This is a genomic window from Pseudomonas sp. ATCC 13867 (genome assembly GCF_000349845.1).
Taxonomy (GTDB): domain Bacteria; phylum Pseudomonadota; class Gammaproteobacteria; order Pseudomonadales; family Pseudomonadaceae; genus Pseudomonas.
In genome coordinates this window covers 2,001,412-2,022,030 of record NC_020829.1, presented here as the reverse complement: position 1 = coordinate 2,022,030, position 20,619 = coordinate 2,001,412, and the positions used below count along the sequence as shown (strand labels likewise).

General features: G+C 66.6%; 24 protein-coding genes. 13 read left to right on the top strand and 11 right to left on the bottom strand.

Annotated features, from left to right (window positions below; genetic code table 11):
* Positions 1-190 precede the first annotated feature (190 nt).
* Positions 191-1,315, top strand: coding sequence for a PilT/PilU family type 4a pilus ATPase (locus H681_RS09280; RefSeq protein WP_015476598.1), 1,125 nt, complete (start codon positions 191-193; stop codon positions 1,313-1,315).
* A 329-nt stretch (positions 1,316-1,644) separates the two neighbouring features.
* Positions 1,645-2,196: a hypothetical protein gene (locus tag H681_RS09275; RefSeq protein WP_015476597.1), complete on the top strand. Its 552-nt coding sequence runs from the start codon at positions 1,645-1,647 to the stop codon at positions 2,194-2,196.
* Here H681_RS09275 and H681_RS09270 read toward each other — a convergent pair.
* Positions 2,193-3,098: a YihY/virulence factor BrkB family protein gene (locus tag H681_RS09270; protein ID WP_015476596.1), complete on the bottom strand. Its 906-nt coding sequence runs from the start codon at positions 3,096-3,098 to the stop codon at positions 2,193-2,195. The genes H681_RS09275 and H681_RS09270 overlap by 4 nt on opposite strands.
* Before the next feature lie 225 nt (positions 3,099-3,323).
* Between H681_RS09270 and H681_RS09265 the strand changes: the two genes are divergently transcribed.
* From H681_RS09265 to H681_RS27050, 3 genes are all read left to right on the top strand, one after another.
* The gene (locus H681_RS09265; RefSeq protein ID WP_015476595.1) at positions 3,324-3,770 is read left to right on the top strand and encodes a hypothetical protein; all 447 of its coding nucleotides are present in this window, start codon (positions 3,324-3,326) and stop codon (positions 3,768-3,770) included.
* Positions 3,771-3,781: 11 nt separating this feature from the next.
* Positions 3,782-3,970 (top strand): hypothetical protein, encoded by a 189-nt coding sequence (locus H681_RS09260; RefSeq protein WP_015476594.1) that lies wholly within the window; start codon positions 3,782-3,784, stop codon positions 3,968-3,970.
* An 82-nt stretch (positions 3,971-4,052) separates the two neighbouring features.
* Complete coding sequence (locus H681_RS27050; protein ID WP_269078306.1) at positions 4,053-4,181, top strand: hypothetical protein; 129 nt, start codon at positions 4,053-4,055, stop codon at positions 4,179-4,181.
* A gap of 178 nt (positions 4,182-4,359) precedes the next feature.
* On the opposite strand, the gene def is transcribed toward H681_RS27050, so the two are convergent.
* Entirely contained in the window at positions 4,360-4,899 is a 540-nt protein-coding gene (gene def, locus H681_RS09255) for a peptide deformylase (RefSeq protein ID WP_015476593.1), read from the bottom strand.
* Positions 4,900-5,116: 217 nt separating this feature from the next.
* Between def and H681_RS09250 the strand changes: the two genes are divergently transcribed.
* The 3 genes from H681_RS09250 (at position 5,117) to H681_RS09240 (ending at position 7,195) form a co-directional block, all read left to right on the top strand.
* The gene (locus H681_RS09250; RefSeq protein WP_015476592.1) at positions 5,117-5,671 is read left to right on the top strand and encodes a hypothetical protein; all 555 of its coding nucleotides are present in this window, start codon (positions 5,117-5,119) and stop codon (positions 5,669-5,671) included.
* Between the two features lie 199 nt (positions 5,672-5,870).
* Entirely contained in the window at positions 5,871-6,284 is a 414-nt protein-coding gene (locus H681_RS09245; RefSeq protein ID WP_015476591.1) for a DUF5064 family protein, read from the top strand.
* 77 nt (positions 6,285-6,361) lie between these two features.
* On the top strand, positions 6,362-7,195 hold the full coding sequence (locus tag H681_RS09240; protein ID WP_015476590.1) for an FkbM family methyltransferase: 834 nt from the start codon (positions 6,362-6,364) through the stop codon (positions 7,193-7,195).
* Here the strand turns inward: H681_RS09240 and H681_RS09235 are convergent, their stop codons facing one another.
* The gene (locus H681_RS09235; protein ID WP_015476589.1) at positions 7,196-8,032 is read right to left on the bottom strand and encodes a CvfB family protein; all 837 of its coding nucleotides are present in this window, start codon (positions 8,030-8,032) and stop codon (positions 7,196-7,198) included.
* Between the two features lie 137 nt (positions 8,033-8,169).
* Complete coding sequence (locus tag H681_RS09230; protein ID WP_015476588.1) at positions 8,170-9,939, bottom strand: ABC transporter transmembrane domain-containing protein; 1,770 nt, start codon at positions 9,937-9,939, stop codon at positions 8,170-8,172.
* A gap of 153 nt (positions 9,940-10,092) precedes the next feature.
* On the opposite strand from H681_RS09230, the gene H681_RS09225 reads away from it, so the two are divergent.
* Both H681_RS09225 and H681_RS09220 read left to right on the top strand, forming a co-directional pair.
* The gene (locus H681_RS09225) at positions 10,093-10,293 is read left to right on the top strand and encodes a hypothetical protein (protein ID WP_041711847.1); all 201 of its coding nucleotides are present in this window, start codon (positions 10,093-10,095) and stop codon (positions 10,291-10,293) included.
* Between the two features lie 162 nt (positions 10,294-10,455).
* The gene (locus tag H681_RS09220) at positions 10,456-11,556 is read left to right on the top strand and encodes an AI-2E family transporter (protein WP_015476586.1); all 1,101 of its coding nucleotides are present in this window, start codon (positions 10,456-10,458) and stop codon (positions 11,554-11,556) included.
* Positions 11,557-11,619: 63 nt separating this feature from the next.
* On the opposite strand, the gene H681_RS09215 is transcribed toward H681_RS09220, so the two are convergent.
* Positions 11,620-12,243, bottom strand: a complete 624-nt coding sequence (locus tag H681_RS09215; protein ID WP_015476585.1) for a hypothetical protein — start codon at positions 12,241-12,243, stop codon at positions 11,620-11,622.
* 105 nt (positions 12,244-12,348) lie between these two features.
* Here H681_RS09215 and H681_RS09210 point away from each other — a divergent pair, with 105 nt between their 5' ends.
* Both H681_RS09210 and H681_RS09205 read left to right on the top strand, forming a co-directional pair.
* Complete coding sequence (locus H681_RS09210; protein WP_015476584.1) at positions 12,349-13,035, top strand: RNA pseudouridine synthase; 687 nt, start codon at positions 12,349-12,351, stop codon at positions 13,033-13,035.
* Between the two features lie 246 nt (positions 13,036-13,281).
* A complete protein-coding gene (locus tag H681_RS09205; protein ID WP_015476583.1) occupies positions 13,282-13,515 on the top strand; it encodes a hypothetical protein in 234 nt (77 codons plus the stop codon).
* A gap of 101 nt (positions 13,516-13,616) precedes the next feature.
* Here H681_RS09205 and H681_RS09200 read toward each other — a convergent pair whose 3' ends face one another.
* The gene (locus H681_RS09200; protein ID WP_015476582.1) at positions 13,617-15,431 is read right to left on the bottom strand and encodes a monovalent cation:proton antiporter-2 (CPA2) family protein; all 1,815 of its coding nucleotides are present in this window, start codon (positions 15,429-15,431) and stop codon (positions 13,617-13,619) included.
* 74 nt (positions 15,432-15,505) lie between these two features.
* Positions 15,506-16,219, bottom strand: coding sequence for a lipoate--protein ligase family protein (locus H681_RS09195; protein WP_015476581.1), 714 nt, complete (start codon positions 16,217-16,219; stop codon positions 15,506-15,508).
* A 218-nt stretch (positions 16,220-16,437) separates the two neighbouring features.
* Between H681_RS09195 and H681_RS09190 the strand changes: the two genes are divergently transcribed.
* Positions 16,438-17,640 carry a GGDEF domain-containing protein gene (locus tag H681_RS09190; protein ID WP_015476580.1) on the top strand — a complete coding sequence of 401 codons (1,203 nt, stop codon included), beginning with the start codon at positions 16,438-16,440 and terminating at the stop codon, positions 17,638-17,640.
* Between the two features lie 322 nt (positions 17,641-17,962).
* Here H681_RS09190 and H681_RS09185 read toward each other — a convergent pair whose 3' ends face one another.
* Genes H681_RS09185 through dsbE form a run of 4 tightly spaced genes read right to left on the bottom strand, consistent with a single transcriptional unit; the run spans position 17,963 to position 20,617 of the window.
* The gene (locus H681_RS09185; protein WP_015476579.1) at positions 17,963-18,376 is read right to left on the bottom strand and encodes a hypothetical protein; all 414 of its coding nucleotides are present in this window, start codon (positions 18,374-18,376) and stop codon (positions 17,963-17,965) included.
* A 23-nt stretch (positions 18,377-18,399) separates the two neighbouring features.
* Entirely contained in the window at positions 18,400-19,611 is a 1,212-nt protein-coding gene (gene ccmI, locus H681_RS09180) for a c-type cytochrome biogenesis protein CcmI (protein WP_015476578.1), read from the bottom strand.
* The gene (locus tag H681_RS09175) at positions 19,608-20,078 is read right to left on the bottom strand and encodes a cytochrome c-type biogenesis protein (RefSeq protein ID WP_015476577.1); all 471 of its coding nucleotides are present in this window, start codon (positions 20,076-20,078) and stop codon (positions 19,608-19,610) included. Before H681_RS09175 ends, ccmI begins: the two co-directional genes overlap by 4 nt.
* Positions 20,075-20,617, bottom strand: a complete 543-nt coding sequence (dsbE, locus tag H681_RS09170; RefSeq protein ID WP_015476576.1) for a thiol:disulfide interchange protein DsbE — start codon at positions 20,615-20,617, stop codon at positions 20,075-20,077. Before dsbE ends, H681_RS09175 begins: the two co-directional genes overlap by 4 nt.
* Between the last annotated feature and the right edge of the window lie 2 nt (positions 20,618-20,619).

Sequence of the window (20,619 nt, the reverse complement as noted above, 5' to 3'; positions counted from 1 at the left end):
AACGTGATCAATACTGCCGGCCAGTTCCCCCATCCACCCTCCGGCTGGCATCCTCAGTTGCCCCTCCTGCGGTGCGTCAAGGCGCGGTGCTCGAACCTTTCCTACGCTCGCGTCCCACAACCACATCCCGGCTAGGCTGAATACAGACGCGCCCCCTCGCAGGGACTCACCGCCGCACGAAGGATTTCCCATGAGCGATGCCCGCACCACCGACCTGCCCGACGTCTTCGCCTACCTGAGCCAACTGCCGCAACACGCCGGCTCCGACATGTTCTTCAGCGTCGGCGCGCCGCCGCACATCAAGGTCGAGGGACACAGCCGGCCGGTCGGCGAGCGCGTGCTGGCCAATGGCGAAGTGAAGACCCTGGCCTGGCAACTGATGACGCCTGAACAGGCGACGGAGTTCGAGCGCGACCTGGAGATGAACCTGGCGATCGGCGTGCCGGAGCTCGGCCGCTTCCGCGCCAACATCTATTACCAGCGCGGCGAAGTGGCGATGGTGGTGCGGCTGATCAAGCAGGTGATCCCGGATGTGACCACCCTCGGCCTGCCGCCGATCCTCGACAAGCTGGCGATGCAGGATCGCGGGCTGATCCTGGTGGTTGGCGCGGCGGGCTCAGGCAAGTCCACCACGCTGGCGAGCATGCTGGACTTCCGCAACCGCCACCGCTCGGGCCATATCGTCTGCATCGAAGACCCGATCGAATTTCTCCACTCCCACCAGAAGTCGATCATCGACCAGCGCGAGGTCGGCCTGGACACCCACAGCTACGCAGATGCCCTGCGCAACGTGCTGCGCGAGGCGCCGGACGTGATCATGCTCGGCGAGATCCGCGACGCGCCGACCATGCAGAACGCCCTGCACTACGCCGAAACCGGCCACCTGTGCGTGGCCACACTGCACGGCACCAGTTGCCGTCACGCCATCGAGCGCATCACCCGCTTCTTCCCCGACGAAGCCCGTCCACAGGTGCTCGCCGACCTGTCGCAAAACCTGCTGGCGCTGGTCGGCCAGCGCCTGGTCCCCGGCACGCGCCAGCGCCGCGCGGTAGCAGTGGAGCTGATGCTGGGCACGCCGCATATCCGCGGCATCATCCAGCGCGACGAGCTGCCGGAACTCAAGGGCGCGGTGGAACGCGCCCTGGAAAGCGGCATGCAGAGCTTCGACCAGAGCCTCTACAAGCTGCTGGAGGAAGGCCGCATCAGCCTCGCCGACGCGCTCAAGTTCGCCGATTCGCGCACGGACCTGGCGCTGAGGATAAAGCTGGAGCGCGGGATGGACGACGACAGCATGGGCTCGGTGTTCGGGGCCTGAGCAGGCTCGCAAGAGCGACATACCACCGCGAACGGCTGTACGCCCAGCCGGGACGGCTTGTCGTAGGACCTTGTCCGCGATTCGCCGGCAGGGCCGGCGTTGAGTGGGTTCGCGAGCAAGCTCGCTGCTACGAAAGCAGATCCCTCGCAGGTTCTCGCCGCTATCTGCCGACCAGGAGCCGTGACCTGATCGGTTACCTCATCGACCGCCTGCCGAAGTTACCCGTTTTCGAAGCCATGTGAGGGGGTAGCGACTATGCTGTTGGCCATCACAGGGAACCGGCGCACACAGACCGGTCGAACCCTGCCATTGGCTTCCGGAGGACTTGCATGGGCCAACCTCAACCGCCTTGCCTGCCGACCATTCTGGGCCTGTCGTTGCTGCTGGCCGGCTGCTCCAGCTCCGCCACCGCCCCCTGCGACGCCCCCGTGAACAGCCAGCGCTGCCACGTCGAACGCCTGCTCTACCGGAACGACATGCTGCAGGCGAAGATGCTGATCGCCTCCGGCGACCTGGGCAACTACGAACTGGCCGCAGCCCTGCTCGATCGCGCCCGGGCCAACGATGTGCGCGGCGAGGCGAGCTTCTACAGGGCGCTGTTGAAGATCAAGGAAGGCCCGCAGGTGGACGAGGTGCTGCCGCTGCTGGAACAGGCCGCTGGTGCGGGTCAGCCCTATGCCGTGGCGCTGCTGTACAAGATCTGGTCCGAGCCCTATCTGGTGGACAACGCCGATCCGAACAAGGCCCGGCGCTACCAGCACGCCTACGCCAGCCTGGACGTCGCCCGGAGTGGCTACCCGTCCTTCGAACAGGCCCTGACGCTGGTCGACGGCCTGCTGGCCGCCCCATCCGCCGTCGCCAGCCGGCAGGCGCAGCCCTAGCGCCCGTCGGGCACCGAAGCGGCCTGCTCGAAGGTCCGCTCGCCGGGACTCTTGCCGTGGGGCAGGTGGTGCTCGATCACCGCATTGAGCTCCGCACCCAGCAGCAGTACCGCCGAAGAAAGATAGAAATACAGCAGCAGGACGATGATCGCGCCGACGCTGCCGTACATGGCGTTGTAGTCGGCGAAGTTCTTCACGTAGAAGCCGAACCCCAGGGACGCGGAAATCCACAGCACGACCGCCAGCACCGAACCGGGGGTGATGAAGCGGAACTTCTGCTTCACGTTGGGCGTGACGTAGTAGATCACCGCCACCGCCATCATCATCAGCAGGACGATGACCGGCCAGCGCAGCACGCTCCAGAGGATCACCACGTAGTCCTCCAGCCCCACCCGCCCGGCGATCCAGCCCATGACCTGCGGGCCGAGGATCATCAGCGCGGCGATGGCCAGCAGCATGCCGACGATACCGAAGGTGTAGAGCACCGACAGCGGGATGCGCTTCCATGCCGGGCGCGCCTCGCGCACGTCGTAGGCCGCGTTCAGCGCGGTCATCAGCGAGCGCACCGCCGCCGAGGACGACCACAGCGCGACGATGATACCGATCGACAGCAGGCCGCCCTGGCGCTGCTGGAGCTGGTCGATGACCGGATTGACCTGCTCCAGCGCCTGTGCCGGCAGGACGTAGTCGGCCTGCCCGCGCAACCAGTCGAAGAACTCCGGCAGGTGCAGGAAGCCCAGCAGGGCGATGAGGAACAGCAGGAAGGGAAACAGCGAAAACAGTCCCTGGTAGGCCAGCGCGGCGGCATAGGTGGGCATCTCGTCGTCGATAAACGCCTTCACCGTCAGCCTGGTCAAGGTCCAGGGCCCCAACCTGAGCCCGCGCATGTCCATGAATCGCATCCCGGATGTCCTTCGTGATGGCCGCCCCGGTGACGGCCCGCCGCTGGGTACGCCCACGCCAGGCGAGCGCTGTTGCATCGGATTCGCGCAGCCAGGCGTGGCGCGCTCCAGGTCCAACCATAACCGCAGGCGGGCGGCCGATGCCAGGCGCAACGGCGCGTCATGGCCTATAAACTCCCTGGCGCGCCCGCGCCTTTACCTACGACTGCCGTACAGGACAACCGCATGCCGATCCGCCTGATCCCCCGCCTCGCCCTGCCCTTCCTGCTGCTCACCAGCCATGCCGTACAGGCCGACGAGACCGCCGATGAAGCCACGTTCCTCAAGGAGTCGGTGGACTACTTCGACCAGGTCACCCGCACCAACCTGCCGCGCCAGGTGGACAAGGTCACCACCCTCAACAGCGTGCAGCTCGACCCGGCGAAGAAGATGCTGTATTACCGCTACGCGATTTCCAGCCTGCGCCTGGAGCAGATGGATCTGGGCGCCCGCGCCAAGTTCGAGAACGGTCTGAAATCGCAGCTGGAAAGCACCACCTGCCAGCAGACCGACCTGCTGCAGCGCTTTCGCGAACACCACCTGAGCGTCACCCACGCCTACACCGGCAGCGACGGCAAGCCGCTGGCCAGCATCACCATCGATCCGCTGACGCTGAACTGCACCAAGAGCTGAATCCGCGCCCCATGAGCCGTGCCGACTACCATCGGGAACACGCCCAGCGCGCCGAGGCCGAAGCCCGGCGCTTGCTGGCCGAACGCGAAACCCTCGGCGCGCGCTGGCTGCCCTGGGTGGCCAGCGAGCTGTACCGCCTGAGCCCGCCCCATTTCGCCGCGATGGTGCGCCGCGAACTGGAACGTCTCGCCGCCGGCTGAACGGCCGCGCGGCGCGCCGCCCGAGGGCTATGCTGAAGCTGTCAGCTCTCGGATCGAGGGCGTCCCGTCGGAGGACAAGCTCATGAAAGGTCTCGACGCGAAGAAGCAAAGCAAGAAGAAGCCGCTGAAAACCGCGCACGAAAAGCGCATGGCCAAGCGGCAGAAGAAAACCGGCAAGACGCTGCTGGGCACCCCGCAGCAACCCTCCTGAGGGCTCGCCCCTCGTCACGCGGATAGCCTTGGGAGAGGCTATCCGCCTACCGATTCAGCCCCAACACGACGCGCCCCACCTGTGGAGCGAGCTTGCTCGCGAACGGCTTTTCCGGCGGCACAGGCAGGTATCAGGTGGGTTCGCGAGCAAGCTCGCTCCTACGAAGGACGGCCCACGCTCAGTCATCCGCCCTCGGATCGAGCCCCGGAAACAGCACGTCGGTAAAGCCGAACTTGCTGAAGTCGGTGATCCGCGACGGATACAGCCGGCCGATCAGGTGATCGCACTCGTGCTGCACCACACGGGCATGGAACCCCTCGACGCTGCGGTCGATCGGCTGCCCCTGCGGGTCGACGCCCTGGTAGCGGATGCGCCGGTAGCGGTCCACCGAGCCGCGCAGGCCGGGCACCGACAGACAACCTTCCCAGCCCTCCTCCATCACCTCATCGAGCGGTGTGATCAGCGGGTTGAGCAGAATGGTCGGCGGCACCGCCGGGGCATCCGGGTAACGCTCGCTGCGCTCGAAACCGAAGATCACCAGTTGCAGGTCCACCCCGACCTGCGGAGCGGCCAGCCCGACGCCGCCGACGTGGTGCATGGTTTCGAACATGTCGTCGATCAGCGCCCGCAGCTCGGCACTGCCAAACATCGACGCGGGCACCGGCGGCGCTACGCGCAGCAGGCGCTCGTCACCCATCTTGAGAATCTCGCGGATCATATCGGTCCTGCTCCTGGCCTCGCCGGAAAGCGGCAATCCTCGATCATGCGCCAACCGCGCGCAAGCCACGCGACCACTGGGCCCCCGCGCCACGGAAGCCATTTCGCCGGTGCTAGACTCAGACTGACGAAGTTCAGCAAATGGCGGCGATCCGCCGAAATTCCCGGCAGATCGGTGTCAAACCCAGGGGGTACGACCGGGGGAGCGGAGGTTCGTCATGAACAGGCATTACTACATCAGCGACAATCTGGACGACCTGGACGAGGTCGAACACGAATTGCAGGAAAGCGGCATCAGCATGGAGCAAATGCACGTGCTGAGCGACCAGGATGCCGAGCTGAACGAGCATCGGCTGCATGAAGTGCCCTCGGTGATGAAAAAGGACGTGGTGCACTGGGGCAAGGTCGGCCTGCTGATCGGCGCCTCGCTGGCAGTGCTGGTGTTGCTGGCGGGCTACCTGAGCGGCTGGACGCAGACCGCCGCGGGCTGGATTCCGGTCCTGTTCCTCGCCGCGGTGCTGATGGGCTTCAGCCTGTGGGAAGGCAGCTTCGTCGGCCTGCAGCGCCCCAGCAATGACGTGCGCCGCTTCGAACCCAGCCTGCATGCCGGCCGGCATGTGTTCTTCGTCGACGTGAAACCCGAGCAGGAACCCCTGCTGGACATGGTGGTGCGCCACCATCCGCGCCTGGAAATCGCCGGTTTCGGCTCGGCCACGCCGAGCTGGCTGCTGTCCGTCGAGCAGGCCTGGAACCGCTTCCGTCACATGATGTGACGCGTCGGCGCCTCTCTCTCCGCGCCACCCCCACGCCGCGGACAGGCACCCTGCGGCTGGGAGCAACCTGCCCGGCGCCCCCTTGATGCATGTCAGCCAGGTGGCAACCCGCGAACTCGACACTAGGATTACATCGAGCCTCCCGACAGGCCACGCGTTCCATGACGGCCTGCGCCCCATCGCTCGTCAGGAGAAGCGCATGACCACACCCGCCCAGGTCACCCTCCACTCCAGCCAGGGCATCGACCGACAGCAGTACATCATCCGCCTGAGCTATCAGGTGGAGAACCCGGCCAGCCGCGATGCGCTGGTGAGATTCCAGCTGGACGGCGAGATCGACGGCCAGCCGTTCAACGATGGCTTCGACCTGCCCGGCGACATCGCCTTCAACTTCGCCAGCAGCGCCGCCCGCCTGCTGCGCCGTCACGGCCTGCGCCTGTGCCCGGGGCCGGTGGTGCGCTTTCGCAAGGAGCACGACCAGGTCTTCGACGACCTGCGCCGCCAGCTCCGGGCCGAACCCGGCAAGCCCGTGGACCTGCAGCGCATGGCGTCGCTGGCGCCGGCGCAACCGCGCTGTGCGGTGGCCCAGTCACTGATAGGCAAGCGGGACTGAGCAATTGCCATCGACTGCGACGGCTGCGACACTCGCCTGCCTCATTCCAATAACAGCGATAACGACGGGAAACACGGATGGCTTTCATCTCCTACGCGCAGAACTTCGAAGATCTCACCCTCTGGCGTTCACTACAGCTGTTCGGGCCCGGCTACTACATCGACGTCGGCGCCAACCATCCCACCCACGACTCCGTCACCCGCGCCCTGTACGAGCGGGGCTGGCGCGGCATCAACATCGAGCCGGTCGCAGCCTACTACCAGGCGCTGGCCGCCGAGCGCATTGACGACATCAACCTGTGCATGGCGGTGGGCGCCCGGGAAGAGCTGCTGACCCTGCACGAAATCGCCGACACCGGCCTTTCGACCCTCGATACCGCCGTTGCCGAGCAGAACCGCCGCGCCGGCATGCAGGTCACCCCCTACCAGGTTCCGGTGCGGCGCCTGGCCGATATCTGTGCCGAGCACCTGGCGGAGGATCGCCCGCTGCACTTCCTCAAGATCGATGTGGAAGGCTTCGAGATGCAGGTACTGGAAGGGATGGACTTCCAGCGCTGGCGTCCCTGGATCGTGCTGCTGGAATCGCCCTTCAACCGGATTCCCGAGTGGGAGCCGTTGCTGCTCGACGCCGGCTACCAGTTCGTCCAGTTCGACGCGATCAACCGCTTCTATGTCGCCCGGGAACATGCCGGACTGGCCGTGCCGCTGAGCATGCCGCCGAACATCCTCGATGGCTTCCAGGTCACCCGAAGCCATTTCCTGATGCGCGACCAGCCGGACAACGATGCCCTGTTACGACAGCTGGAAGACGCCCGTCAGCGGGCCGAACGGGCCGAGCGCGAACTGGCCCTGCTGCGCGGCAGCCGCCGCTGGAAGCTGGCCGGCACCCTCGCCAGGTTCGCCGGGCGCTGATCAGCCGAGTTCGATGCGATCGTCATGGATGACGATCAAGCCCTGCTTGTACAACCCGCCGATAGCCTTCTTGAAGTTGCCCTTGCTGACCCCGAACTGGCGGGCAATCAGGTCCGGCGGGCTCTTGTCGCTCACGGGCAGGCTGCCGCCGGCCTCGCGCAAGGCGGCGAGGATCTGCTCGCCCAGCGCGTCGGCCACGCCGGCGCCCACCGGCTGCAGGCTCAGGCTGATCTTGCCGTCGGCGCGCAGTTCCTTGATATAGCCGGTCTCGCGCAGGCCGTTGCGCAGGAACTTGAAGATCTCGTTCTTGTGAATCAGGCCCCAGTGCTTGCCGTCGATGATCGCCTTGTAGCCGAGGTCCGTACGCTCCACCACCAGCAGGTCGACCGCCTGGCCGACGCGGTAACCGGCCGGGGTGCGGTCCAGGTAGCGATCCAGGCGCGCGGTGGCGGTGATGCGGCGGGTGCGTTCGTCGAGGTAGACGTGCACCACCACGTAGTCACCGACCTGCAGCGGACGTTTCTCCTCCGAGTGCGGCAGCAGCAGGTCCTTGGGCAGACCCCAGTCGAGGAACAGGCCGACGCGGTTGACCTCCACCACCTTCAGGCTGGCGAAACCGCCGACCTGCACCTTGGGCTTGAGGGTGGTGGCGATGATGCGGTCTTCGCTGTCGAAGTAGAGGAAGACGTTGAGCCAGTCACCCACCTCGGTGGGTTCGTTCTTCGGCACGTAGCGCTTGGGCAGCAGGATCTCGCCACGGTCGCCACCATCCAGGTAGAGACCGAACTCGGTGTGTTTGGCCACCTGCAACGAATTGAACCGACCTATGACTGCCATGACGCTTACCTCGTGAACGGGGCGGGCATTCTACGCGCATTGAATGCGGATTGCCGGACAAGTGTGGGAGCGAGCTTGCTCGCGAACCGTGCTTCCCGGTAGCTCCGCAGTCAAGCAGTTCGCGAGCAAGCTCGCTCCTACAGGCTCTCCGCCTGCCCGAACTGTAGCTCGGCCAGGCGCGCATACAGCGGGCTGCTGTTCACCAGTTCGGTATGCCGCCCCAGCGCCACCAGCCGGCCGTGGTCGATCACCGCGATACGGTCGGCGTTGAGCACCGTGGCCAGCCGGTGCGCGATCACCAGCGTGGTCCGGCCGCTCATCAGCCCCGGCAACGCCTGCTGGATCAGGTGTTCGCTCTCCGCATCGAGCGCGCTGGTGGCCTCGTCCAGCAGCAGGATCGGTGCGTCCACCAGCAGCGCGCGGGCGATCGCCAGGCGCTGGCGCTGCCCGCCGGAAAGTCCCTGGCCGCTCTCGCCCAGATGCGTGCGATAGCCCTGCGGCAGACGCAGAATAAATTCATGCGCGTGGGCGGCGCGGGCGGCGGCCTCGACCTCGGCATCGGAGGCATCGGGCCGGCCATAGCGGATGTTCTCCTCCACGCTGCCGAAGAACAGCGCCGGGTTCTGCGACACCAGGGCATAGCTGCGACGCAGGTCGGCGGGATCGAGCTGGGCGATCGGTTGCCCGTCGATGCGGATGCGCCCTTCCTGCGGGTCGTAGAAGCGCAGCAGCAGGTCGAACAGCGTGGACTTGCCGGCGCCGGAGGGCCCGACCAGCGCCAGGGTTTCCCCCGCCTCCACGCGCAGCTCGATGCCGTCGATGGCCCACTGTTCCGGGCGCGAGGGATAGGCGAAGCGCACCCCTTCCAGCGAGAGGCTGCCGCTGACTCGCTGCGGCAGTTGCAGCAGGCCGCTGGCCGGCGGCTGGATGTCGCTGCGTGCCCGCAGCAGTTCCGCGATGCGCTCGGCCGCACCGGCGGCGCGCTGCAGTTCGCCGATGACCTCGCTCAAGGTGCCGAAGGCCATGCCGACGATCAGGCTGTAGAACACGAAGGCCGCCAGTTCGCCGGCGCTGATCCGGCCGGCGATCACATCCATGCCGCCGACCCAGAGCATCACGCCCACCGCGCCCAGCACCAGCAGGATCACCACGCTGACCAACCAGGAGCGCTGCAGGATGCGTCGGCGCGCGGTATCGAAGGCCTGCTCGACGGTGGCGCCGAAGTGCTGGCGATCCTGGGCCTGGTGGTTGTAGGCCTGCACCGTCTTGATCTGCCCGAGGGTTTCGCCGACGTAGCTGCCGACATCGGCGACGCGGTCCTGGCTCAGCCGCGACAGGCTGCGCACGCGGCGGCCGAACAGCAGGATCGGCGCGATGACCAGCGGCAGCGAGGCGACCACGATGCTGGTCAGCTTGGCATTGGTGATGAACATCAGAATCACGCCGCCGATCAGCATCAGCGTGTTGCGCAGCGCCATCGACAGCGATGAGCCGATTACCGTCTGCAGCAGGGTGGTGTCGGCGGTCAGGCGCGACTGGATTTCCGAGGCGCGGTTGTTCTCGTAGAAGCCCGGGTGCAGCTCGATCAGGTGATCGAAGACCCGCCGGCGAATGTCGGCGACGAAGCGCTCGCCAATCCACGACACCAGGTAGAAACGCACGAAGGTGCCCACCGCAAGCCCGGCCACCAGGACAAAGAAGACCCCGATGGCGCGGTTGAGCAACGGTTCGGACTGGGTGACGAAGCCCTGGTCCACCAGCATGCGGATACCCTGGCCCAGCGACAGGGTGATCGCGGCGGTGAACAGCAGGGCGACCAGCGCACCCAGGGCGTGCCAGCGATACGGCGCGAGGAACGCGCGGGCCAGGCGCAGGGCGTTGCGCTGGCGGGACGACAACAAGGGCATGGGCGACTCGATGCGCGCATCAGGGCCTCCGAGCGTAGCACCGCCAGGCGATTGCAGGCGACGGCCGGCACGGCGCGAAACCGCTCATGCGATTACCTGCCCCGAAGGATGCTCATTTCGTGTACAATGGGCGGCCAATTTGCGAAGACAGGTATGGCAGACATGACCTCCAAGCCCTCCACCCGCCAGAAAGCCGCCCCCAAGGCACCCGCCGCGACCGCGACCAGCGAAGCCCTGGAAGCCCAGGTTGCCGCCTTCCTGAAGTCCGGCGGCGAGATCCAGCAGATCGCCAAGGGCGTCACCGGTCAGAACTACGGCGCACCGAGCCGCCACATCAGCCTCGGCAAGAAATAATTCTTCCGGCAGCCTGCCGCCCCCCGGCAGGCTGCCCGTTTTGTACTTCCGCCCCCTCGCGTCATTCCAAACATCTTTTATTGCCTCCGCGCCTTGCACTCGGGCAGAGTCCGCCAATAGTTAGGACTGGGCCGCACCGGCCCCCGCCGCAAGGAGCTCTCGATGTTACCCCCGCCCCCGGAAAAGCTGCTGTCCCGCAACCTGCTGGATGTGCTCATCCGCGCCGGCCTGATTCTGTTGCTGGCCCTCTTCTGCTTCAGGATCTTCCACCCCTTCCTCGACCTGATGCTGTGGTCGGTGATCCTCGGGATCACGCTCTACCCCCTGCACCAACTGCTCAGCCGCGTTCTGGGTGAACGCCCGAACAGCGCCGCGACCCTGATCGTGCTGATCGGCCTGGTGCTCCTGCTGGTGCCGGTGGTGGTACTCGGCCTGTCCATCGCCGACTCGGTGCGCGATGTGGTGCAGGGCATCCAGAACCGCACCCTGCGGATCCCCCTGCCGCCGGATTCGGTGGCGACCTGGCCGGTGGTCGGGCAATACATCCATGCGTTCTGGAGCCGCGTCGCCACCGACTTCATGGGGGTAGTGCACCAGGTGGCGCCGCACCTGCAAGGCTTCGCCAAGGGCCTGCTGGCCCAGGCGGCCGGCGTCGGCATGTCGCTGATGCAGTTCCTCGCCGCCTTCGTCATCGCCGGCGTCATCATGGCCTATGGCAGGCAAGGCACCACCACGGCCCAGGACATCGCCATCCGCATCTCCGGTCCGGAGCGGGGCCCGGGGCTGGCGCAGCTGTGCACCGCCACCATCCGCACCGTCGCGCAGGGCGTGGTGGGCGTCGCCTTCATCCAGATGCTGATTCTGGGCATCGGCTTCATCGTCATGGGCATCCCCGGCGCCGGCCTGCTGGCCCTGGGCGTACTGCTGCTGGGCATCACCCAGTTGCCGGTGGTGCTGATCACCATCCCGGCGATCGTCTACGTCTTCGCCACCAACGACTCGCTGCCGGTGTCCATCCTGTTCACTGTCTGGACCGTGGCCGGCGGCCTCTCCGACAACGTGCTCAAACCACTGATGTTCGGTCGCGGGGTGAAGGTGCCGATGCCGGTGATCCTCATCGGCGCCCTGGGCGGCATGCTCAGCAACGGCATCATCGGCCTGTTCGTCGGTCCGGTGGTCCTGGCCCTGGGCTACGAGCTGTTCATGTCCTGGGTACGCGAGCGCGAAACCCTGGCCGAGCCACCCGTCACACCCTCTTCCTGATGTGATCTTCGCCCGTGGCCTGCGCCACGGGCGTTCCTCCATGAGCCTGCGCGGGCCCAGGTATCAGAGCAGCGCCACCATCTCCTTCAGCGTCACCGCCCAGGTGCCCTTCGGGTTGAGATAGCGGTAGCCGAACCGCGAGCCGTTGGCGCGGGCCGTCAACACTGCGTTCCAGGCCAGTCCACGCTGCAGGTCATGGGCCGGATCGAGCAGGAAAAAGGCGTCGTCGCTCATGCCGACCGCCAACCCCCAGTGACGGATGTCGCTGTCCTTGCGGCCATGGAAGCCCAGCACCACCGGAATGTTCGCATCCAGGTGACGGCGCGTCAGTTCGACCATGCGCCGGCCGTTGCCGCGCTCGACGCGGAACTCCTTGTCGCTGATGACTCGCAGCAGCTCCAGCAGATCATCGCCGGTGGTGCCGACGCGGATCAGCGTCTCATGTTGCTCCAGCGCCTGCATCAGGCGGCCGTAGCGCGTGCGCGAATCCACCGGCGCCAGCCCCTTGGCCTGCCGGCGCCCCAGCTGGTTGCGCGCCAGCATCGCCATCACCAGGCAATAGGGACCGCAGGCGCCGTCCATGTCGCCCTGCCGCAGGTGTACCTTGTCGCCGCGCGCGTTGCACAGGCCGCCACTGCCGTCCACCTCGACATCCCAGTGCAGGCCGTCGATCAGGGTAATCCGCATCGTCGTCGCTCCCCATTCGTTAGTAGGTCTGACCGGCGGAGGTACGGATCATTCCGGCGGCTTGCGGTTACAATGGTGCCCCTTTTCCTGCCCCGGTCTTCCGTCATGTCCGAACCCATCCGCCTGTCCAAGCGCCTCGCCGAGCTGCTGCCCTGCTCGCGCCGCGAAGCCGAGCTGTACATCGAAGGCGGCTGGGTGACGGTGGATGGCGCAGTGGTGGAAGAGCCGCAGTTCAAGGTCGATACCCAGCGCATCGAACTGCTGCCCGGCGCCGTGCCCGAGCCCCTGCCGCCGGTCACCCTGCTGCTGCACAAGCCCGCCGGCTACAGCGTCGAGGATGCGGTGGCGCTGCTGCGGGCGGAACAGCGCTGGAGCGACGATCCCTCGCCGCAACGCCTGTTGCGCAAGCATTTCCGCCAGCAGCGCCCGACCACTCCGCTGGAAGACGGCGCCAGCGGCCTGCTGGTGTTCACCCAGAATTACGGCGTCACCCGCAAGCTGCTCGACGACGCCGCGCGGGTCGAGCACGAGTACGTGATCGAGGTCAGCGGCGAGCTGGATGCCCACGGCCTGAAGCAGATGACCCAGGGCCTGCCGCTGAAGGCCAGTTGGCAGAGCGAGCAGCGGCTGCGCATCGCCGGCAAACAGGTGCGTCCGGGACTGATCGGCAAGCTGTGCCGGGAGGCCGGACTGCGCGTCGAGTCGATCCGCCGCATCCGTCTGGGCGGCGTGGCGATGGCCAAGCTACCGGCTGGCCACTGGCGCTACCTGCAGCCGGGCGAGCGCTTCTAAAGCGCCATTCGACCAAGGTCCAAGGCGCCCCGTGCAACGCGGGGCGCCGCTCTGGCGCGCCACCTCGCGCGGCTATCGATGGCATCGATAGTGAACAGCAGGCTCTTTCAGTTCTCTTGGCCGCTCCTGCGCGGCATCTTCGACCCATCAGCTCGCAGGCATCCGATTCGCCGGCCCCTCTTCCAGGCCGCAGGGGCGAACCCACAACCCGCGACATTCGCCCACGGCTCGAAAGAGGATTGAATCATGCAAATCGTACTGGACTTCCTGCTGCTGATTGGCTCCCTGGTGGAGCTGCTGCTCTATGTCGCCCTGGCCAGCGTGGTCCTGGCCACCGTCGCGCTGCTCGGCGCGGTGGCGGTGCTGACCCTGCGCTCGCCGGGCCAGCCGATCAGCATTCCCGAACGCCGCCGCCCGGTCGTCCGCAAGCCGCGCGCCGTGGCCGCCGAACGCAAGCCGGCGCTGGCGGAAGCCGCCTGAGCCAGCCCCCGACGCCGGGCCGGAAGCGCTCCAGTTCCTCGTCCGGCTACGCGCGGTTGCTCCAGCCGTTGCGCTGCGCCAACGATGCGCGGAATGAGCGGTCAGTGGTGACCGATGCCCTGGTCTTCCAGATGGTCCGCCTCGAACAGCGTCTCCAGTTCCTTGCGCGCCTCGCGGGCGGTCTGGATCACCGCCTTCTCGTCGTCGTAGACATGGTACTGGGCCATCAGCACAGCCTCGTCGTGACGCTTGAAGCGGCGGATGCGCGCCGCCACCTGCTCCTCGTTCAGCCCGAGGCCGGTGAGCAGCAGGCGGCTCATTTCCAGGCTGGAGTGGAAGGTCTCGCGCACCGGGCTGGCGTCGGCGTCGAGCAGGTGATAGACGTGCTGGCGGTTGCGCGCCCGGCCGATGATCTTCATGTGCGGGTAGAGCTTGCGCACCAGACGAGCGGTTTCGATGTTGGTCTGTGGATCGTCGGTGGCGACCACGAAGAACTCAGCCTTTTCCACCTGCGCGGCGCGAAGGATTTCCGGGCGCAACGGGTCACCGTAGAAGATCGGGATATTGCCGTAGCTGCGGGTCAGCTCGATGGTATCCACCGAGGTATCCAGCGCCACGAACGGTACGCCCTGGGCGCGCATGATACGCGCGACCACCTGGCCCATCCGGCCCATGCCGGCGATCACCACGCGGGGCGCGTCGTCGGGCAGTTGGCGATATTCCGGCGGCGGCTCGCGCAGCACCGCCGGCTTGGGTTTGATGGTGCGCGCCAGGGCCAGCACCAGCAGCGGCGTCATCGCCATCGACAGGGTGATGCCCAGTACCAGTAGCGCATGCAGGTCGGCGTCCATCAGCCCCTGTGCCCGCGCCAGCTTGAACACCACGAAGGCAAATTCCCCGCCGGCGCCCAGCAGCACGCCCAGGCGCAGCGCGGAAACCTTGTCCAGGCCGCCGGCAAGACGCCCGATGACGAACAGCAGCGGCAGCTTGATGCCTACCAGCAGCAGGGTCAGGCCAATCACCTGCAACGGCTCGCTCTGCAGCAGGCCGAGATCGGCGCTCATGCCGACGCTGATGAAGAACAACCCCAGCAGCAGCCCCTTGAACGGCTCGATCTGCGCTTCCAGCTCATGGCGGTACTCGGAATCCGCCAGCAGCAGGCCGGCCAGGAAGGCCCCCAGCCCCATCGACACTCCGGCCCATTCCATCAGCCAGGCCGTGCCGACCACCACCAGCAGCGCGGTGGCGGTCGAAAGGTCAGCCTGGCCGGTACGCGCCACCGAGCGGAACACCGGGCGCAGCAGGAAGCGCCCACCGATCACCACCACGGCGATGCTGCCGACCACTTCCATGACGTGGGCCAGGTCGCCGCCGGCCGCCGTCGAATCGGCACGAGCGCCCATCAGCGGGATCATGGCGATCAGCGGGATGGCCGCGATGTCCTGGAACAGCAGGATGGCGAACGCCAGGCGGCCATAGGCGCTGTTCAGCTCCTTGCGCTCGGCGAGGATCTGCAGGCCGAAGGCGGTGGATGACAGCGCCAGGCCGCCACCGATCACCACGGCGGTATTCACCGGCAGATCGAAGGCCAGCACGCCCAGGCTGCCGAGCGCCAGCGCGGTGAGCAGCACCTGGGCCAGGCCCACGCCGAACACCTGCTTGCGCATCACCCACAAGCGTTTGGGCGAGAGCTCCAGGCCGATGATGAACAGCAGCAACACCACGCCCAGCTCGGACAGGCTGGCGACGCTTTCCGGGTTGTCGATCAGGCCCAGCAGCGAGGGGCCGATGAACACGCCGGCCAGCAGGTAACCGAGCACGGCCCCCAGTTGCATGCGCTTGGCCAGCGGCACCATGAACACTGCAGCGAGCAGGAAGACCACTGCCGACTGCAGGTAATTCGTCCCATGTTCCATGTATCAAGACTCCTTGGAAGGATTGGGGCGAAGCGAAGATCCACCCATGTCGTTCAAATCAGGCCGTTTTCAGCTCAAGCATCCAGGGCCACGCCTTCGGCCAGCAGGTGCCGCTGGAACTGCCCGGCCAGCGCCTCCACCTGCTCCCACGGCTGTGTGTGACGCTCATCCAGCGCCACGTGGCTGGCGGTGCGGCAGCGCGCGTCGAGTCCGCAGTGCTGGTAGAAGGCGTTCACCACCTCGACCATCGGCTCACGCTGGTTTTCCATCAGGATCGCGCCGTGGGCCAGCACCACGTAACGGCCATCGCTGGGCCGGCGGCGCCAGCGCTGGGCGGTGCCGACCAGTTTTCGTCCGGCCAGGTTGACGTTATAGCGGCCGTCGCAGAAGGCGCCATCCACCTCGCCCAGCCCCGGATCGAGGCCCTGGGCGGCCAGCCAGTCGCAGAGCGGCTGGCACAGGCGTCGGTAGGCGGTTTCGATGCGGGTCTGTTCGTTGTCCGCGGGTGGAATCGCATAGACCAGGGCGACGTTGAGCACGGCGGGCGATTGCGGCACCGGCTCGCCGCCGGTATCGCGCAGGGCGATCGGCCAGCCGAGCCCGGCGCAGGCCTGCTCCGCCGCACCGAACCCCTCCAGCCGGCTGAGCCGGCGCGGCATCACCAGCGCCTGCTGGAGCGGGCGCCAGAACAGCAGCCCACTGTCCCTGTCGCCACGGAAGGCATCGTCCAGCAGGGCTCGCTCGGCATCCAGGCCGTCTTCCACCGGCAAGCGTTGCACTGTGTTCATGAACGATTCCTTCAGCATTCAGGGGGCGGACTATGCCCGCAGGAGGCGAATCCGACAATCATCAAAGACAGATAGTTGCAGGCAATAGCGATTTCTCGAAGGTAGCTTCAGACAGCTCATCAGAACAACCCAGGCACATCTTTTCAGCCCGCCACGACAGTGCCATCACAGCTGTCTATTCTCCAACTGCCCGGCCTTGCTCTGGAGGGGCAGAAATCGTGTCCAGGACTTGGCTCCAGCGCCTGCAACACTCCATCGCGGTCAACGACGCGCTGGCGCTGGCGGTTGCCCGGGAAAACCTGCGGCGGCTGTACTTCGCCGCCGCCTTCGCCGTCGCGTTCGATCTGATCCACATCCTGGTGTTCTGGCTCAACCTGCAGGGCTCCACCCCGGAATACGACGACTGGCGCCTGGACATCATCACCATCCACGCCACGGTCGCCGTGCTGTTCAGCGGCCTGGGCCTGCCCGCCTGGCTCGCCTCACGCTCCCAGCACACCACGCCGCTGTGGTTCATGAACCTGCTGAGCATCCTGGCCAGCGCCATCCTGCTCGGCTTCGGCATCGCCATCACCGGCGCCGACCAGCAGGTCACCAGCAGCATCACCCCCTTCCTCATGGCCTCGGTGGGCGCCGCGCTGATCATCCTGACGCGCCCGCGCCATGCCATCACGCTCTACATCCTCGCCCTCGGCGCCTTCGAGGTGACGATGACGCTGACCCAGACGACACCGGAGCTGCGCCTGTCCAACCAGATGGGCGGACTGACCATCTGCGGCATCGGCCTGATACTGTCGCTGATCCTCTGGCACGGCCACGTGCGCAACCTGCGCCAGCGCGAGTTCCTCCGCCAGCAGCGGCTGGAACTGGAAGAAAAGAACCGCCAGCTGGAATACCTCGCCGGCCATGATCCGTTGACCGGACTGTTCAACCGCCGCCAGTTCGACCAGTTGGTGGGCATGGAGCTGTCACGGGTGTCCCGGCAGCCGGCGCCGGTCAGCCTGCTCATGGTGGACCTCGATCATTTCAAGTTCATCAACGACCGCTACGGCCACCCCCTGGGCGACGAAGTGATCCGCCATGCCGCCAGCCTGCTGAGGAACTACACCCGCAGCGGCGACAGCGTGGCGCGGTTGGGTGGGGAAGAGTTCCTGCTGCTGTTGCCCGACGCCGGCCACGCGCAGGCGCACAGCATCGCCGAGAAGATTCGCAAGCTGCTGGAGGAAACGCCGCTGCCGATGAAGGATGGGCTGCTCTACCTGACCGCCAGCTTCGGCATTGCCACTCTGGAGGCAGGAATACCCAGCACCTACGAACTGCTCTACGCGGCGGCGGACAAGGCGCTGTACCGGGCCAAGGCGAGCGGGCGCAACCGGGTTGAGGTGATCGAGGTGGGGGCGCAGATGGGGACGTTCGATTGAGGGGCTTTTCGCTTTTCGCTTTTCGCTTTTCGCTTTTCGCTTTTCGCTTTTCGCTTTTCGCTTTTCGTAGGAGCGAGCTTGCTCGCGAACCGCCCAGCACCGATACGGCCTGGGAACTCTGTTCGCGAGCAAGCTCGCTCCTACGAAGAGCAGCCCGGCGCCCCCGTCAGGAGGCCGAGGGAGGTATTGCGCGAGAGGCATGAAGGACCAGGACCGGCCCTTGTACGCCAATCCTCGGAGCAATACCGGAAGGACGGAGTCCCGGCGAAGCCGGGGCCGGATGTCGGGACGAGCCTTCCTGGTTACCTCTTTGGGGACGACCTTAAGGCGCGCTGTACTTGCGCGTCAGCCCCGGCGGCACGCCGGTGCTGTCGGTTTCGGTCCAGGGTCCCTGAGGAGCGACGCTCCAGTACCAGCCATTGTCCCAGTGGTAGTAAGTCCGCTGGCGATAGTAGACATCGCGCTGCCCCTGGATCACATAGACGCCCAGGCTGGCATCCCAGCGGCCGTTGCCGCCGGGCGGCGGGGCGAACTGGGGAGGACGCCTGGAGGTGGACTGCGGCTTGCTCGGCTGCGGAGTGATAGGCGAGGACGACGACTTGACCGGCGGCTTGGTGATCGTGCCCGGCGGCGTCGGAGACGGCGTCTGCACAGGCGGCTGTTCCGGCTGCGGCGGTTGCACCACGCAGCCACCCAATACCAGCAAGGCGCTCAACGCCAGCAATCGACCCTTCATCACCCTACCCTCTCCTATCCGTTTCAGCGCTGATCCGGGCTGTCGATAGTGACAGCCTGTTCGCCGGCCCCGGTAGTAGACAACGCTTCGCTGCGTCCGATCCATTCCCCGGCGGTCGCATTGCCGGCGCGGGAAATCCGTGCCACCAGTTGCACCTGCGGGAAGGCCGAGAGCTTGAGCTGCGGCATCATCGCATCGGCATCGCTGAGCGCCACTTCGCTGGGCAGGTCGGATACCTTCAGGCGCTTCACCGCCAGCGGCATCGGCGGGCCGCTCACGGCGCGGGCGAAGACGAACACGCTGTCGTCCGGCTTGACCTGGCCCTTCACGGCGGCGGTCAGGTCGACCTTCACCTTCAGGGTCACGCCGGCAGTGGCAGCGGCAGCTGGCGCTTCGGGCGGCGTCTGGCCCTTCTCGATCATGCGCTGGCGGGCGCGCTCGATGCCACCGGCAATGGCCTCGCGGGACGGATCGTCCTGCGGCAGCACGGCGACCAGGCGTTCCCAGTAGTCGACGGCATCGGCGTACTTCTCGTCCTCGAAGGCGGCGATACCGAGCAGACCGAGGGTGGTGACTTCCTGCGGGTCCTTCTTCAGCGCTTCGTCGGCCAGGGCGCGAACCTCTGGGCTCAGTGCCTTGTCACCGGCGAAGTACAGCGCCTGGGCCCACTGGCCGAGCACTTCCGGCTGGCGGTCGGAGAGGCGCGCGGCCTCCTCGAAGGCCTTGGCGGCGTCGGCGGCGCGGTTCTGGGTCATGTAGGTGCGGCCGAGGAAATACCAGCCCTCGGCGGAATCCGGCTGCGCCTTCAGCGCGCGCTCCAGGCGGGAGGTCATTTCCTCCATGGACTTGGGCGCGGTGGCGAATTCGCGGGCCAGCTCGACCTTGTCGCTGGCGCCCCAATGCAGGTACAGGCCAAGCCCGAGGAACGGCAGGATCAGCGCGGCAGCCAGCGGCGCGGCGCGACCGAGACGGGAGCGGCGGTCGTCGCTGCTGCCTTCGGTGTCGGAGAGCAGCTCGCGAGCCGCTTCCGCGCGGCCGGCTTCGAACTGCGCGGCATCCAGGGTACCAGCGTCACGCTGGGCGCCCAGCTCGGCCAGGCGCTCCTGGTACAGGGCGACGTTGAGGGCAGTACGGTCTTCCTCGGCCTGGGCCTTGCGACCGCGCAGCAGAGGGACGAGGAGAAATGCCAGGGCTACCAGCAACAGCAGGCCGGCGGCGAGCCAGAAATCGATCATTTGTCTTGGTTATCCAGCAATTGGTCGAGACGCGCCTGCTCCTCGGCGGACAGCGTGGTGGAGGTGGCAGCGGCCGGGCGACGGCGACGGACGACGATGGCGCCGATGACGATCACGCCCAGGCCCAGCAGCGCGGCAGGGCCGAACCAGAGCAGCCAGGTGCGCTCGCTGACTTCGGGCTTGTAGCGCACGAACTCGCCATAGCGGTCGACCATGTAGTCGATGATCTGCTGTTTGCTCTTGCCGGCCTGCAACTGGGTGTAGATCTGCTTGCGCAGGTCGGCGGCGATGGGCGCGTTGGAGTCGGCGATATCCTGGTTCTGGCACTTGGGGCAGCGCAACTCGGTGGTCAGGTCGCGGAAGCGCGCGCGCTCGGCGTCATTGGCGAACTCGTAGGTGTCGATGGCGGCGTGGGCGATGCCGGTCAGGCAAAGCCCCAGCGCGGCGGCGGCAAGCAGACGCTTCATTTGCCCTCCGCCTCGTCGACCAGGCCCTGGTAGATCGGCGCCAGCTGTTCACGCCAGACCTTCTCGTCGACGGCGCCGACCAGCTTGTGGCGGATGATGCCGTCCTTGTCGATGATGTAGGTCTCCGGCGCGCCGTAGACGCCCAGGTCGAGGCCCAGGGTGCCCTGCGCGTCGGCGATGTTCATCAGGTAGGGGTTGTGCAGCTCCTTGAGCCACTTCTGTGCGGCAGCGCCATCGTCCTTGTAGTTGATGCCGTAGATCACCACGCCCTTGGCGGCCAGGTCGGTGAGCACCGGATGCTCGAAGCGGCAGGTCGGGCACCAGGTGCCCCAGACGTTGACCAGCGCCGGCTTGCCCTTGAGGTCGGCCTCGGTATAGGTCTTGCCCGGCTCGGTGACGCTGGGCAGGGAGAACGCCGGGAACGGCTTGCCGATCAACGCCGAGGGCAGCTCGCTGGGGTCCAGCCACAGGCCACGGAAGAGGAATACCGCGACGACCAGGAAGATCGCCAGGGGCAACAGCAGGATCGCACGCTTCACAC